12 protein-coding genes and 2 pseudogenes are annotated in these 14,775 nt (G+C 57.6%); 6 read left to right on the forward strand and 8 right to left on the reverse strand.

The annotated features are described in order from the left end of the window. Positions 1-38 precede the first annotated feature (38 nt). Both ACNA0R_RS18110 and ACNA0R_RS18115 read left to right on the forward strand, forming a co-directional pair. Positions 39-602, forward strand: a complete 564-nt coding sequence (locus ACNA0R_RS18110) for a hypothetical protein (RefSeq protein WP_415827436.1) — start codon at positions 39-41, stop codon at positions 600-602. A 356-nt stretch (positions 603-958) separates the two neighbouring features. Further along, entirely contained in the window at positions 959-1,429 is a 471-nt protein-coding gene (locus ACNA0R_RS18115) for a GIY-YIG nuclease family protein (protein WP_415827575.1), read from the forward strand. Between the two features lie 261 nt (positions 1,430-1,690). Here ACNA0R_RS18115 and ACNA0R_RS18120 read toward each other — a convergent pair. Together ACNA0R_RS18120 and ACNA0R_RS18125 are read right to left on the reverse strand one after the other, a co-directional pair. Then, positions 1,691-1,865 (reverse strand): annotated as a pseudogene (locus tag ACNA0R_RS18120) (integrase); the annotation flags it as partial. A 49-nt stretch (positions 1,866-1,914) separates the two neighbouring features. Further along, positions 1,915-3,005, reverse strand: a pseudogene (locus tag ACNA0R_RS18125) (IS3 family transposase). A gap of 239 nt (positions 3,006-3,244) precedes the next feature. Between ACNA0R_RS18125 and ACNA0R_RS18130 the strand changes: the two are divergent. After that, complete coding sequence (locus ACNA0R_RS18130) at positions 3,245-3,877, forward strand: AbiU2 domain-containing protein (RefSeq protein ID WP_415827437.1); 633 nt, start codon at positions 3,245-3,247, stop codon at positions 3,875-3,877. 43 nt (positions 3,878-3,920) lie between these two features. Beyond that, positions 3,921-4,886, forward strand: coding sequence for a restriction endonuclease (locus ACNA0R_RS18135; RefSeq protein ID WP_415827438.1), 966 nt, complete (start codon positions 3,921-3,923; stop codon positions 4,884-4,886). A gap of 242 nt (positions 4,887-5,128) precedes the next feature. Here the strand turns inward: ACNA0R_RS18135 and ACNA0R_RS18140 are convergent, their stop codons facing one another. After that, positions 5,129-5,680, reverse strand: coding sequence for a tyrosine-type recombinase/integrase (locus tag ACNA0R_RS18140; RefSeq protein WP_415827568.1), 552 nt, complete (start codon positions 5,678-5,680; stop codon positions 5,129-5,131). Between the two features lie 318 nt (positions 5,681-5,998). Between ACNA0R_RS18140 and ACNA0R_RS18145 the strand changes: the two genes are divergently transcribed. Beyond that, positions 5,999-7,708: an AIPR family protein gene (locus ACNA0R_RS18145; RefSeq protein WP_415827439.1), complete on the forward strand. Its 1,710-nt coding sequence runs from the start codon at positions 5,999-6,001 to the stop codon at positions 7,706-7,708. Between the two features lie 423 nt (positions 7,709-8,131). On the opposite strand, the gene ACNA0R_RS18150 is transcribed toward ACNA0R_RS18145, so the two are convergent. The 5 genes from ACNA0R_RS18150 to ACNA0R_RS18170 all read right to left on the reverse strand — a co-directional run bounded on the left by ACNA0R_RS18150 (position 8,132) and on the right by ACNA0R_RS18170 (position 13,624). Then, positions 8,132-9,283 (reverse strand): XAC2610-related protein, encoded by a 1,152-nt coding sequence (locus ACNA0R_RS18150; protein ID WP_415827440.1) that lies wholly within the window; start codon positions 9,281-9,283, stop codon positions 8,132-8,134. Between the two features lie 423 nt (positions 9,284-9,706). After that, on the reverse strand, positions 9,707-10,198 hold the full coding sequence (locus tag ACNA0R_RS18155; RefSeq protein WP_415827441.1) for a hypothetical protein: 492 nt from the start codon (positions 10,196-10,198) through the stop codon (positions 9,707-9,709). Positions 10,199-10,628: 430 nt separating this feature from the next. Continuing rightward, positions 10,629-11,510: a hypothetical protein gene (locus tag ACNA0R_RS18160; RefSeq protein ID WP_415827442.1), complete on the reverse strand. Its 882-nt coding sequence runs from the start codon at positions 11,508-11,510 to the stop codon at positions 10,629-10,631. Then, a complete protein-coding gene (locus tag ACNA0R_RS18165; protein WP_415827443.1) occupies positions 11,503-12,603 on the reverse strand; it encodes a type IV toxin-antitoxin system AbiEi family antitoxin in 1,101 nt (366 codons plus the stop codon). Before ACNA0R_RS18165 ends, ACNA0R_RS18160 begins: the two co-directional genes overlap by 8 nt. Positions 12,604-12,715: 112 nt before the next feature. Further along, positions 12,716-13,624 carry a LysR substrate-binding domain-containing protein gene (locus ACNA0R_RS18170; RefSeq protein ID WP_415827444.1) on the reverse strand — a complete coding sequence of 303 codons (909 nt, stop codon included), beginning with the start codon at positions 13,622-13,624 and terminating at the stop codon, positions 12,716-12,718. A gap of 140 nt (positions 13,625-13,764) precedes the next feature. On the opposite strand from ACNA0R_RS18170, the gene ACNA0R_RS18175 reads away from it, so the two are divergent. After that, on the forward strand, positions 13,765-14,745 hold the full coding sequence (locus ACNA0R_RS18175) for a tripartite tricarboxylate transporter substrate binding protein BugE (protein ID WP_415827445.1): 981 nt from the start codon (positions 13,765-13,767) through the stop codon (positions 14,743-14,745). The last annotated feature ends 30 nt before the right edge of the window (positions 14,746-14,775 follow it).

Here is a 14,775-nt window from a genome sequence, read left to right on the forward strand (position 1 = left end):
ACTACGATACTGCGGCTCCTGATCGGGGATAAAGTGGCATGAAGGAAGATTCAAGTTCGTCGCACTCTGAAGAGCTCGCCGACATGGAACCGTGGGACCGGATGCTCTGGCTCTCTCGGGCCTATTTGGAGGCAAGCGAGGCGTTGTGCAACGCAATGCTCGAAGGCGGTCTTTCATCCCAGTATTCGTCGAGCCGCGTCATCCTTCATTTAGCTCGCCACGGTATCGAGCTCTTTCTAAAGGGAGCCATCGCCGCTCATGGTGCGGCGCCTGAACAACTCGGCCACAACCTGAACAAGCTGTATCGAGAGTACCGACGACTTCACCCAGAGCTTCGCTTCCACTTCGAGGTCCCATGCCAGTTTTTGGTGTCCTTGAACGAGGAGCTTTTTCCTAACGATGCGGACGAGTTCCATAGGGTGCTCGACCAGCGCCATCGGTATGCGACTGATAGAAAAGGTGCGTCATTCGCCAGTCCTGAGATCTTCGACCCGGCGACGATGAAAAAGGAACTCTGGGAACTTCGCCGCGTGTCTCAAGTTATCGAGTGGGTCGAATTACGCCCCTATCTGACCGCAATGTTCGGAAGGGCTGGTAGCTGAGGCATGACGTCAGGTGCCTGTGCCACAAGGTATGGGTAGACGAGTGTCCGCTTTCACCCTTCACCGGACATTGAAGTCAATCAAGCGAATTTCCGCTGCTGGCCGGAAGTGGATTTTCGAAATTGCTCGCTTTCGACCTAAGGCGAAGATGTTTATTGCGCCCCCCGTCCAGCGAAGGTTGCCCGTTAAGTGCCAAGTTTCCACGCCTTCGCAAGGTTATAGCTTCCCCAGTGCAGGCGCTCAGGAAGAACGATTATTATCGCACCGCTCCTTAGCTTTACTACGTCATGCAACGCGCGACACACTAGATCTCGCGGACGTAGCACGCCTGGTAATCTCGCAGACGAGGAAGAATTATGGAGATCGCAGTTGATTGGGACGCACCAGTCCATCTAAAGAAATCGAAAGACAAGGCTCGGATTTATGACCTGGATCTTGAGGAGCTTCCCACCGGGCCAGGGATATACGTCTTTGCAAGAAGCTGGGGAGCGGGGTTCGAAGCTTTGTACGTTGGTAGATCAAAGTCACTTCGGGGCAGGGTTAAGGGGCACCTAAACAGTCTCAAGCTCATGAGCCACATTCGAGATGCAAAGAATGGCAAGCGAGTAATCTTCACGGCGAGGTTGGCCCCAAAACGTGGACAACAGATCGACAAACTGCTAGCTCTTACGGAAAGAGCCCTCATTAGGCACTTCCTTGCGGAGGCTCATGACTTAGTGAACATCCAAGGAATGAGAATCAGAAGACATGAGTTCGTTTCACAAGGTCTCAAAAACAAGAGCTTTGTGCCTGAGTTGATGTACCTCGAGCGAGGTAAGGGGGAATAGTTCAAACAATGGCAAAGCAAACTTGTCGATCAGGCCAGACGACTGACCCAGCAGGCAGCATGCAATGGAGGTTCGCTCCGAGATGTAACAGCATAGCGCCAACAGCGAAATGGGGCGTGCTGAGCCTGTACTACAGGCACTTGATCGAGTCCTCCGACAATGGCCCCGCGAGCCGTCACTCCAACGTTGATCGACCGGTTCTTGACGCAGCACCAGGCCGCTCCTGGCCGGCAAGCGACCGCTCGCCGGCCGGGACGCATCAAGCTCGCTTTGCTCTGCCATCTCAAGCATCGTTGAACTCGACCCCCAGATAGCGAACTGTGCTTTCCAGCTTCGTATGCCCGAGCAGCAGCTGTACCGCCCGAAGATTCTTCGTCCGGCGGTAGGTCAGCGAGGCTTTCGTACGGCGCATAGTGTGGGTTCCATATGCGGTATTGACCTGCCGGTTTTCTTCGGACCACTGAATACTTGGAAAATGGCTGCCGTTATGCGGCGACCAGGCCGCACTGTAATCCAAATGCGTAAGGGGTAAGATTCTTCAGGCTGGAGTGCGGCCTTATCTCGTTGTAATGCCGTCGCTAGGTTTCGATCACGACCTTGGCTTCGATGCGGTTACGGAACCACTCCATCGCCAGGCATTCATCCCTGAATTTTCCATTGAAGCTCTCCGCAGTGCCGTTCTGCCAGGGTTTACCTGGGTCGATTAAGGCCATATCCAGACCTTGCTGGGTAGCCCAGCGCAGCAGTGCACGCGAAACGAATTCCGGGCCATTGTCGGACCGAAGCACGCGCGGCGCGCCCCGTACGCTTATCAACTGACTGAGGACTTCGATGACACGGGTCGAGCGGATCGATCCGGCGACATCGATCGCCAACGATTCTCGCGTGTATTCATCCACGATCGTCAGACATTTCAATTGCTGGCCGTTGGCGCAGGCATCAAATACAAAGTCGTACGCCCATACCTGATTAGCCGCTTCGGGCGCGCCTGGGCGCGGTCGACTTGCCGCAATCCGGCGCCGTGGCCGCTTACGCGGCACTTGCAGACCCGCGCCAGACCACAACCGATAGGCGCGATCAACGCTCATCGACAACTCCTGACGCTGCAGAAATACCTGAATACGACGATAGCCATAGCGTGGGTACTGCGCCGACAACGTCGCCATCGCGGCCAACACCGGCGCGTCGCGCTCAGGTAACCGCGGCTCGTAACGCAACGATGATCGGGCAACCGATAGCAGCGTGCACGCCCGCCTCTGCGACAGCCCGCGATTCACCGCGTAGCCGACTTGCTGACGACGGGCGCACACGCTTACCACTTTTTTGCCGTGATCTCCTTCATCACCTCGATCTCCAGATCACGTTCAGCAAGGATCTTCTTCAACCGTGCATTCTCCTGCTCCAGCTGCTTGAGCCGGCGGACCTCGTCGCTATTCATCTCGCCGAAGCGCTGGCGCCAGTTGTATAGGGTCTGCTCACTCACCCCGTGCGCCTTGGCCACGGCCGCCACCGAGCTGCGATCAGCCTCACGCAGCATGTTAACCATCTGTTCTTCTGTAAACCGGCTTTTCTTCATGACTTTCTCGGTTGGAGGCCATTTTCTCAAGTTTCCGCTGGTACGAAAATCTCAGGGCAGGTCATCCGACCCTGAGCGGACATCTGAAAATAGATCATCGTCGAATATATTTCCATGGGTTGTTAACCATTCCAGACAGCTTTATGATTGACACGTATCGAAGGGGATTTGGCCTCATACGTGTACTTAGGTGAATAAGAAGGACATGAGGAGCCGATTATTCGGTAGCCAGGAGAAAGATGGTCACACGATCGATGGAAGAAGTTCGGGAAGACTACATCTCCAGCATGGGACATGAGCTTGGCCACAGTTTTCACGAGCTGTCCCGAAAGCTAATCGAGCTTCATGTGGTGTGGCAGCAGTACCGGCAACTGTTTGGCGATGAACCAGAGACCGTTCATTTACTCAACCGAACTTCGGGGTTGTTCTTCAAGATTGTCCAGGACGAGCTTTGGGATAGCGTGCTTTTGGGAATCTCTCGTATGACAGACCCGCCCCAGACAGGCAAAAGGAAAAACTTGACAGTCCGGTCGCTGCCAGTACTGATTGATGATTTCACTTTGCGTTCTGAGATACAGGCACTATGCGATAAGGCTTTGACTTCAGCAGCGTTTGCGCGAGAGCATCGGCACAAGCGGATCGCCCATCAGGACCACGACTACGTCAGCACACGCGACTTAGATCCGCTCAACGGAGTCAGCAGGGCTTTGGTGGAGGAGATGTTAGCTGCGCTTAGAGCTGTCTTGAACCGGCTCAATAGTCACTTTAGAGGTAGTCCGGTCATGTATGAGCGCTTCGTGGATGAGAGCGGCGCCCGACTTTTGATTCGTAAGCTGAAGAAGCTGGAGCGGCTGTGTTGCGCAGACAAGTAGATCAGTAAAGGGGTACCCTGCCCTACACCACCGGCCTGGGCCATTGTTCTCCCAAGCCTCATCAAAAACTGTCCGCACCATTGCAATTGAAAACATGGCAATAAAAATCACGCCACACCTCGTCCATCTTGCGTATGAAGCGGCGCTTAGGTCCTTCTGGAGAAAAGAATCCCTTCGCAAGTTTCTGCGACAAGCCCATGTTGCAGAAACGCACTTGGCAACGTGGTCTCTCGAGGAAAGTAAGCGCGATTTCCTCGATCGAACGTTCGCGTCACTTCAACGAAGCGATAGAGGCAAGGCAGTAATCGGTGAAATAGCACTTTTTCTTGCCGAACAGACCACTTTTCCGGACCTCCGAAACTGGGAAGATTCTGCAGCGAAGATCCAAGACGCATCCAAAGCAGTCGCGGAACTGAAGGCGCTTATAGTCCGACAGTCAGAAGAGGTTCGATCTGAACGTGAGCGCGAGGCAGTGAGGGCCAAGGCGCGGGAGGAGCGAGAAACACTTCAACGTCAAAGATCCTCCCTTGCAGGACTGATGCAACGGCTCGACGAACTTTCGCGGCAGCAAGGAACGGCTTCAGGGGGCTATGCCTTCCAAGATTTTTTCTACGATCTGTTGTCATTCACTGAAATCGAACATCGTAGGCCATACAACACAGGCGGCCGACAAATTGATGGCTCCCTCACTATTGACGGAACCACCTATCTCATCGAGTTGAAGTTCACTTCGGACCAAGCAGGCGGCCCAGACATTGATATATTTCGGAGCAAGGTCGAAAGCAAGGCCGACAATACAATGGGCTTGTTTGTCTCCATGGCTGGATACTCGTCAGTGGCGGTCCAAGAAGCATCCGGCAAGAAAACCACTTTGCTGCTTCTTGACGCGTCGCACATATATCTGGTGCTCAGCGGCGGCATGCCTTGCATCGACGTCATTCGGCGGGTTCGTCGGCACGCGTCTCAAACTGGGGAGTCACTCCTTCCGGTTGCATCTTTTGGGGGCTAACCTGACATCGATTGGGGGTCGATTTGCTACTGCGTAGCCAATTCTAGCTACGCTCAACTCGAACCTCCAACGGGCTAGGTCCCCAGTTTTAGTAGCCGTTGCTTCGGGAGGCTGGCGGTCCCTTGATGGTGCTCTCAGTTTTCCTATTTTGGGGCTTGTCAGCCTAGGGCGTTGACCTCTCGCGCTTTGATGCCACCGACCGCTTATAGGCCGGCAAGCGACCGTTCGGCGGCCCGGATGCATCAAACCTCAGTTTGCTCAGCCAACTCAAGAGCATCGTCGACCTCGATGCCGAGATAGCGAACTGTGCTTTCCAGCTTCGTATGCCCGAGTAGCAGCTGTACTGCTCGAAGATTCTTCGTCCGATGGTAGATCAGCGAGGCTTTTGTACGGCGCATAGTGTGGGTGCCATATGCGGTATCGTCGAGTCCAATCGATGCGACCCAGCGATGCACAATCCGGGCGTACTGCCGCGTCGACAGATGTGGCGACGCATGCAACCGGCTGGGAAACAGAAAGTCCGCCGCCTTTAGGCCTCGTACATCAATCCATGCTTCAAGGCTCTCACGAGTTTGCTCCGTGATCTCGAATTGGACCGGACGCTGGGTCTTTTGTTGCATGACGGTGGCTCTCGCGGCCACGTGGCTTCCGTGACGGACGTCCTGTACCTGCAATCGCGTGAGATCGCATGCTCGAAGCTTGCTATCGATTGCGAGATTGAACATCGCGAGTTCCCGGATGTTCGATGCCATCTGAAGTCTCGTTCGGATTGCCCAAATCTCTCGCAGCTTCAGGGGCGGCTTCTGCCCGCTGAGTTTGCCCTTGTTCTAGGGTACACGACGATCGACGGCGGCATTGTCAGATTCCATGACAATCTTCGTTCGAGTAAAGGGAGATTCAGTGTGCTCCTACGGAGGGTCGTTCTCCGGCCAGCAGCCGACATTCGTGGCGAAGCTTTTTGGCAACGTATGAACCTCACGTAAGTACCGAGATCGACCTAGGGTTGTTTTCCAAGAACACGCACGACACTGTCACGAATGTCTTGGAGGTGAATTTTTTCTCCGTTGTCGGTAGACTACGGCCCACAAATCTGATGGGGAACGACTTTGGCAATGCACCGGATCATTCAGGCGCACTTCGATAGCTTCATTAAGAGTTTCGGCCTCGAAGCGGATGATGAGGCAACTCAGTTCGAGAAATTCACAACACACTGTGTGATTGCCAATCGATACAGCAGCACTTTCGATCTGGACGACGTGGTTACTTCCACCGGCGATGACGGCATTGACGGCGTTTCGGTCATTATCAATGAAAGCGTCGCAACCTCCGCCGAAGACACACAGGCGATCTTTACGGCGCCCCGCCGCAATCATGATGTAGATATCATTTTCGTTCAGGCAAAGCGGAGCGAGGCGTTCGACCTTGGAGATTTCCTCAAGTTTAAGGAAGGCATCCTGCGTTTCATTAATCAGACGCCATATGCGGCTACCGACGAGGTCTTGGTTGAGGCCAGAGCCATGTTCGACGTTGTGGTCAAGGAGGTCCCCAAGCTTCGCAACGGTCGGCCGTCGTTAACGGCTCGCTTCGTAAGTACTGGCATATATCAGAAGCCTGATGCACTCGAGACAGCCCTGAGAGACTTTGTCGGCCAATTGACTGCGCTGGGCCTTTTCCATGAAATCGACGTACGCTTTTTGGATCGTGAAGATCTGACCAAGATGTGGGTCAGCACATATTCCGGTATTGAGGCGAGCCTGCCAGTCTTCAGCCATGCAGCATTGCCGAACATTGTGGGCATCGATGAGGCTTACCTTGCAGTAGTGAAGGCAAGCGATTTTGTGAACAACCTGTTGGTCACTACGGATGGGAACCTTCGTGGCCAAGTGTTCGAAGAAAACGTTCGATCCTTCCTTGGCGAGGATAACGTAGTGAACGCATCGATCGCAGCGACCTTGGCTTCGGAGGGGGCCAGCCGTTTCCCTGTGCTTAACAACGGCATCACGCTGGTATGTCCCGAAGTGAAGTTGCAGGGGACAACATTACACCTCACTAACTATCAGATCGTTAACGGCTGCCAAACTTCGAACGTGCTTTTCCAAAAGCGAGATTCCCTTGGCGATGTTATGGTCAATATAAAGGTGGTCAAGACGCAGCTTGAAGACGTCTTCTCTGATTTGGTTAAGGCCACTAACAGTCAGAGCAAGGTCGAGGACACACAATTCTTGTCACTGCGTCCCATCATCAAACGTGTCGAACATTATTTCAACACGTTTGAAGGCGAAGATAGCCGCTTATACCTTGAACGACGTGACCGACAGTATGTCGGCCTTGGAATTCCCGCTGTGCGAATCTCTTCGCTCAATAATGCCGCGAAATGCGTCGCCGCCATGTGGTGTAACAAGCCCGAACTGTCTGGCCGTTATCCAAAACAAATGTATGACGAGCTCACCGACACCATGTTCGCGGACAACGTAAAAGAGTCGGTCTTTTACGCCGCTTGCCTGACCATGTATAGGTTCCACCTGTTGGTTTCCAACAGCACAGTTCCTCAGAATATGAAGCGATTCAAGTGGCACGTCCTAACCATGGTCCGAGCCCACCTTTGCGGAGCTGGAATCGTTCAATTGAACTCAAGATCGGCTGAGCAGCAAGCGCAGAAAATAATCGGCGTTATGCAACAGCACAGCGCGGCTACAACTGAAGTTTTCACGCGCATCGTGGGAATCTTGCAGCGCCTCGGGGATGTTTCGAGCGACCGTCTAAAGCGTCAAGCGATTTTGCAGGAAATGCTAGTCGCAATGGATGCGCAAAACGAAATGTAGGGTGTACGACCATATGGCGCGATGACGTCCGCGTCGGGTCGCTAGCAGACGCTCATGCGTGGGGCCGCAAAATTCCAAGTTGAGTGAAATTTTGCTCGCAAAATTCGAATTTCAATGAAACGCCAGTTCCAAGTTGGTTGACGTGCTTTTTGTAAGTCGTTGACTTTAATAGGCGTGGAATTTCAAATTGGGTGGATTTCGACAGTCAGCCGCGCCGGCATGTCGGCTTCATCCGCCGCGTTGACCGCGTCGTCCGCCCGCTCGATTGGCTGCTTGAGCTCCAGGATCCGCGGATTCCGAAGCTCGCCCGCCCCGACCTGTCCGTATAGTTTGACGAACTGTACGACTGGGCTGACGGCACCCGCGGGACGCTTCCTGGGGTGCCGGTTTTCTTATTGCCGGGCGCCTGGCCGGTCCCCAGCCTTACTTCGACGGCGTGCAGTAGTCCGGATCCTTGAGCGTGACGGCGGTGACGTGGCCGTTGTCCAACAGCGGGACATAGGGGCATTCCATGCGCTTGCCCTTGATCTCGACGGTCTCCATCTGCACTTTCTCGGAATACTCGTGGGATATGTCTCCATTGCGGGTATCGCGCAGGTAGACCTCCATATGCACACGTTGCCAGGATTCGGGCGGATCGGCATCGCATTCAGACGGGTTGCGCGGCAGCAACCGGTCACCCGCGTTCCAGGTGGCGTCTGGGTATTCGACGTGACCATTACGATAGGTCGGCATCACGTAGCAATAACGGATTTTGCCTTTGGTCCGCACAGGCTGGAAAAAGCTCTCGCCCTGCTCCACCTGGACCAGTTCCTTGCCCTTCCATTTCGCGATGGTCACGTAGTGATCGCAGCAACTGCCGCGTTGGAAATCCCACACCAGCTTGTTGGCGGCATCGAAGTTGGGCGATGTCATTTGTTCCATGGTGGCGCTGACGTCGTCGAACTTGCCGGTCGCGGGCTCGTAGATCCATGCGCTGGTGGGAATATTGGGACCGGCGGGCAGGAACTGGGCCAGCGTCAGATCCGGCCAGCCATCGAAATTGATGTCCGGTGTTTCCGGCACGAAGATGCGGCACGTGCCAACCGAATCGGTGGGCAGCGCCTGCACCAGCCTGCCGTCCTTGTACAAGCGGACCTGGGTCACATGCGGCACGTCGGTGGCGCAGTCGCCGCCAGGGTCGGGCATGCGGTCCGCGGCCAGGCGGATTTCATAAGGGAAGGCATGCGCGCCCGGCGCGGGGACCAACGTCACGGGCAGACTGCGCTTGCCATCGGGGCTGGCCCAGGTTCCCGTCCAGCCGGCGCCATCGGGGCGCATCTCCCAACGCCCGGTCACGGGCTTGTCCTTGCCGGCGGCGGTCTGGTCGTATTCCTGCATGCCCACGCCATTGGCTTGCCAACTGCCATCGAGCCGCAACTTCAATATCTTGTTCGAATCGCAAGGCTCGTAGCAGTAGTTGCCGGACACGTGATCGGCGACACGCTTGAATTCGACGCGGATCTTGCGACCGGAGATCGTGCCCTGATAGGACGCCGACCAGGCGGCGAATTCGACAGCCGGCGATGTGGGCATGGTCGTCGTCGCGGCCGGAACGACGGGAGGAGCGGCGGCCGGACCCGTGGTCGAGGCCGGAGCCGTGGCTGGAGCCGGCACATGGGCGTGAGCTGCCGCGCCCTGCGCCTGTGCACGCGCGGCCGGCATTGCCAGCATGGCGGCGGCCAACAGCATCAGCCGGGCGCAACGGCCGGCGCGGCGTATCGAAGCTAAGTCCCGCCCGGAACGGCGGCGAAAAATCGGGCTGCTCATGGCGACGCTTATCTTTGCGGTTGAGCATGGGGATATATCACGCCGCCTCTGATGAGAGTTCGACATTTCGGTCATCCGGTTTGGAATTTGGGACTTCCAGACATGCGAGCATCGACGCGGCTTCTGTGTTCGGCGCGACCTTGTACAGTGGCACCCCACCGAAGAGCACCGAACACGGCGTGACAGCCGCTAACGATCGCCACCCAGGAAGAGCTTGTCGCAGTAGCCGCCCTGCAGGTAGGAGGACACGATGGTCTTTCGGGCGTCGGTGATGAAGGTCATGATGCACGTTTCGCCTTCTTGGGTGTAATAACCCGTTGGCGCGGTATTTTCCTGGAAGATCGGGGTCTGGCCTTGGCCGCCACCGGCAGGAAGCACCCCGACGAGCGAGCTGCCTGTCGACGCCGTTCCGGTCTGGACGAAGCGCTGGTGCTGGGTAGAGCCGTATCGGGTCCAGGCGTGCGAGTAGCGGGGGTTTTGTGGGGTGCCGATGTTCGGATAGGTGGCCGAACCGCCCTGGTGATCTTCCGGGCCGAAGCGCGAGGTGACCTCGTTCAGGTTATGACCAACCATACTTTTCGCGTAGCGGTCCATCTGGTTGGCGGGCGGGTGGTAGACGCAACCGCCCAGCAGGACGAAACCCAGGGTGGCGGAACAGGCGAACAGGTTACGGCGGATCATGGAGTCGTTTCGCGAAGCCCGAAAGTGTGAATTCTATTTGCAGAGCTGCCGGACAGAAATCCTCATCAGCGAGAAAATGTAACTACGGCTGCATTCAATAAGCGCCGAACCGGGCTGTTGCGACCCCGCGGCTCAGAATCCGCGGCCGCTGGAACCTAACGGCCTCATTTCCCGCCGGCTCTTCATGACTTCGCCGATCGGCGTCGAATACGCCATCACGCCGCCGGTTTCTCGCTGCTGCGTCCTTTTGGGGCGCTCTATGCCTGGACCACGGAGGAGCACTTGGATGAGGTGGAGCGGGTGCGCCAGGCGTTCGACAGCCGCGCCGCAACCTGACGGCTACGACCCTAACGTCGGAGAACGTCGACATGTATTTCTTACGTGCACTTTCTCGATTATGAGCTGAGCAGAATTTCACTGGGTCACTACATCACCGCTCAACTCGTGCACGCACCAACTGAACGAATTCGGTAACCAGTCCGCTGACTTGACGCAGTTCGAGCACACGCGCTTCTTCGTCAGTGGTTTCGTAGAACTGCACGTAACGCCCAGGTCCGTCCTTGAGGTAGCCGTCCGTGTATGGATCGGTGCAGAACTTCTCTTCCAGCGTCGCAAGCGCCAACTGAAGCGGCTCGGCATATTGTCCGGTGGCGAGCCTAGCGGCGTACAGTTCGGCGATGGATGTTGGGGCACCGTCGTAGTTCCGCAGAACGTGTACCAGGTCAGCGACGTCTTTGGGTTCGTGCCGATGTCTCATTGCCAGCGCCTTCAGCGCCACGAATGCCGCAGCGTCGGCATGCCGAATGGTCTCCGTCGAGATGCCGGCGCCATCAGGTCTTTGGAAGCGGATGGTATAGGCAACAAACCAGTCCTTGGTCATCGCTGCATAGGGAATCCTGCACGCAGATATCTCTTCGCCATCCAACGGCACGAGCCCTTTTTCGTTCGGGTCGCCGGTGTCCACAAGGAACTCGACGACAACGGGTACGCCGTCGATCGCCAGTTGCCATTGCCAGCTGCTCACCTTGCCGTCCTTTTCCAGCCGCCGGAAGCCCGCCTTCTTCAGTTGGTGTCTCAGCGAGCTATAGTCTTCGCCGGCCATAAGCACTTGGACGTCCAGCACGATGTCCACATCGGTCGTGCCGATATGAGCGGGTCCAGTCGGCGCCAGATAGCGAGGCACCAGCCCACCGATCAAACGCAGGCTCTCCTTGAAGCTCCCGAAGGCTTCGAGGAGCAGGCCAAGCGTGACTTCGCAGGCGAGAGTCACTTTGTCGCTGTAGAGCGCTGCCTTGTTGTACTTTTCAGCCACTGACCATTTCCGCCAATTTCAGCGCCCGACTCCTGAATTCGGCCGCGAGTTCTTTATTTCTGCCGACGCCGTCCAGTAGGTCGAGGTACATCACGAACCGACTTGCAAAGCGAGAGCCCCGTCTTTCTGAATGTGTGTCGCCGAACATGAGTGATGCACCAGTCCGCTCAATGAAGGTCACGTTCGAGCCCTTTTCCGCCTGTTCAAGCTTCAGGTCGGCAGCCCACTGCGTGCTGACGCCCGGCGGCACGATGATAGTCACGCGGTCAATGGCTGTCAGATGCGGAACGACCGTATTCGCCGCGGCGGCGCCGGTCATCAGCCATCCGTCGAACTCAGCTAGCCGTTCAAGCATGTGATCGACGATTCCACCGGTCCCACCAGCGTAGGCATACCAGCGAGTTCGCCTTTCCTCGGGCAACCTGGTTTTCCAGGCTCGGGCCCAAGCATCGAGCAGCTGTTCCGGACGGATAAGCTTGCGTCTCAAAGTGGGACCAGCGCCCGTGACGTCAACCCAGGCTTGCCGTTCGAACTCCTGCATGGTTGTCGATACCGTAAAGGGCGATGTGCCTGCCATGGTCGCGAGGTCAGCGCCCGACACCCATGCCTCGTCACCCTCGCGTCGCCAGTGCTCCAGCAGCGCATGAACCACCTGCTCCCGAGCGCCGCTGAACAGGCTTCGGATTTTTCGCTTCTCGGCCGGTTGGTTGCTCTCCCGCTGGATGTCGATGTGCCTCAAACCATGCCTGAAGTAGAGCGTCCCTGAGGCCACCTCGTAGAAATTGATGCGCGCATTGCGTAGCAACTCTTGGGTACCGCTGCTCAGAAAGATGGCGACGACAATGGGCGCTTCATCTGTTCCAGCCAGGGAGTTGGCACGCGCGGCGAATCTTTCCAGCAGCATGCTGGCATCCCGCGGGTAAGCGCTGTCCACCACCTCTATGCCTAGCGCTGTGGTCTTCTTGTCGTTCCCGAGGTGGGCATGCACCAGGAAGTCGAGTCTTAGTCTCTTTCCCTCAACGTCAAACGCCACTTCCTCTTCGCAGCTCTCGACCCGCAGCCCGATGACTTGGTCAAGGGCGTCGAGAAACAACCGAACGCGGGAGTCAGATACATTTGGCATAGATGGATTATTAGCTGAACAGCAAATATTGTCAATCAGCTAAGTTATGGATTTGGCGCATATTTGCTGTGACGCCTGGTGTTTAGCCACCATCCATTCTCGGTTCCGCCGCCAGCGACGCTTCCATCAGCCATTGCCGGAAAGCCTGCAGCGTAGGGAGATAGGACTTGGTCTCGGGATAGCACAGGTAATACCCTTGCCGGGCGCGAATCTGCAGATCGATGACAGCCGCCAGCTTGCCGTCGCGCAATTCGTCCTCGATCAGGCAGCGTGGGATCAGGGCGATGCCGAAGCCCGCCGCCGCGGCCTGTGAGAGCAGGTTGTATTGATCGAAGCGGGCGCCTTCGCGCGCGCGGCGGGTGTCGCAGCCGGCCTGGGCAAACCAGTCGGCCCAGCCCTCCAGCGCCGAGGTGTGATGCATCAGCGGATGTTCGAGCAATTCCTCCGGCGTCGCGCAGGGCCGCGGGAAAAGCTTGGGGCTGCCGACCGGCACGACGTCGCGGCCGACGATATAGTCGGCTCCGCTACCCGGCCATACGCCTTCGCCGAAGCGTACGGCGGCGTCCAGTTCCGGCGTCGAAAAGTCATAGCCCTGGCGGTGTGGCAGGAATTCGATATGGATATCGGGCCGCAGACGCATGAAGCCGGCCAGGCGTGGAATCAGCCAGCGTGCGCCGAAGGTCGGCATGCTGGTCAGGTGCAGCATGCCGCCCTGGCCCTGGTGCGAAATCAGTTCCAGCGTTGCCGCCTCGATCTGTCCCAGCCCCACCTGAATCTTGGCCAGATAAGCCTGTCCCGCTTCGGTCAGCACCAGCCCATGCCTGAGCCGCAGGAATAGCTCGACGCCGACGAATTGCTCCAGTTGCTTGACCTGTTTGCTCACCGCTCCCTGCGTGACGGATAGCTCTTGGGCGGCACGCGTGAAACTGCCGTGGCGGGCGGCCATTTCGAAAGCCTGCAGGTCTATCAGGGAAGGGCAGATACGGCGCACGGCTGAGCAACGACCCTCAGGTATGAAATATTTTCATAGCATAAGGAGAATTCTTCGTTTGCACAATTTGTTGCGGAAGCCAAGAATCGCCGGGCTTGCGTAAGACCAACGCATTTAAAACACGTCCACAAGGGATATCCATGCTCTTCAAGCAACGCCTCCTCGGCCTGACCGCCGTCGCCGTCATGGCCGCCGTGCCCGTCCTGGCCCACGCCGACGACGCCTACCCCAGCAAGCCCATTCGCCTGATCGTGCCGTTCCCGCCCGGGGGCACCACCGACATCATCGGCCGCCTGTTCGCCGATAAGCTGGGCCGTGAACTGGGCCAGACCGTGGTCGTCGAGAACCGCGGCGGCGCCGGCGGCTCCATCGGCAGCGCGGCCATCGCCAGCAGCGCGCCGGACGGCTACACGCTCGGCATCGCCACCGCCAGCACCCACGGCATCAACCCGGCCGTGTACGCCAAGCTGCCGTTCGACGCCGAAAAGGACTTCACGCCCATCACCAACCTGGCGGCCGTGCCCAACATCATGGCCATCAATCCCAAGCTCGGCGTCAAGAACATGGCCGACTTCATCAAGCTGGCCAAGAGCGAGCCGGGCAAGCTGACGTACGCGTCGGCCGGCAACGGTTCGGTGTCGCACATGATGGGCGAGCTGTTCAAGATGGCCTCGGGCACGAATCTGGTCCACGTGCCGTACCGCGGCGTGGGTCCGGCCCTGAACGACGTGCTGGCCGGCCAGGTCGATGTCATGTATGACAACCTGCCCTCGACGCTGCCGCACGTGCAGGCCAATCGCCTGATCGCCATGGCCGTGGCCGCGCCCCAGCGCGTCAAGGCCCTGCCGGATGTGCCGACGTTCGCCGAAGTCGGCCTGCCCGCCGTCAACGACGCGGCGTGGTTCGGCCTGGTCGGCCCGGCCAAGCTGCCCAAGGCCGTGGTCGACAAGCTGAACGCCGCCGTCGCCAAGGTCGAAGGCGAGCAAGACGTGAAGGCCCGCCTGGAGGCGCTGGGCGCCGCGCCGGCCAACAACACGCCGGAAGCGTTCGCCAAGCAGATCGCCGCCGAGATCGCCAAGAACAAGCGTGTGGCCGCCGAAGCCCACGTCAAGGTCGACTGACCGTAGCAACGGGCCGGGCGAAACCGAAAC

The organism is Bordetella sputigena, assembly GCF_965137885.1.
In the GTDB taxonomy this organism is placed as follows: Bacteria; Pseudomonadota; Gammaproteobacteria; order Burkholderiales; family Burkholderiaceae_B; genus Bordetella_C; species Bordetella_C sputigena.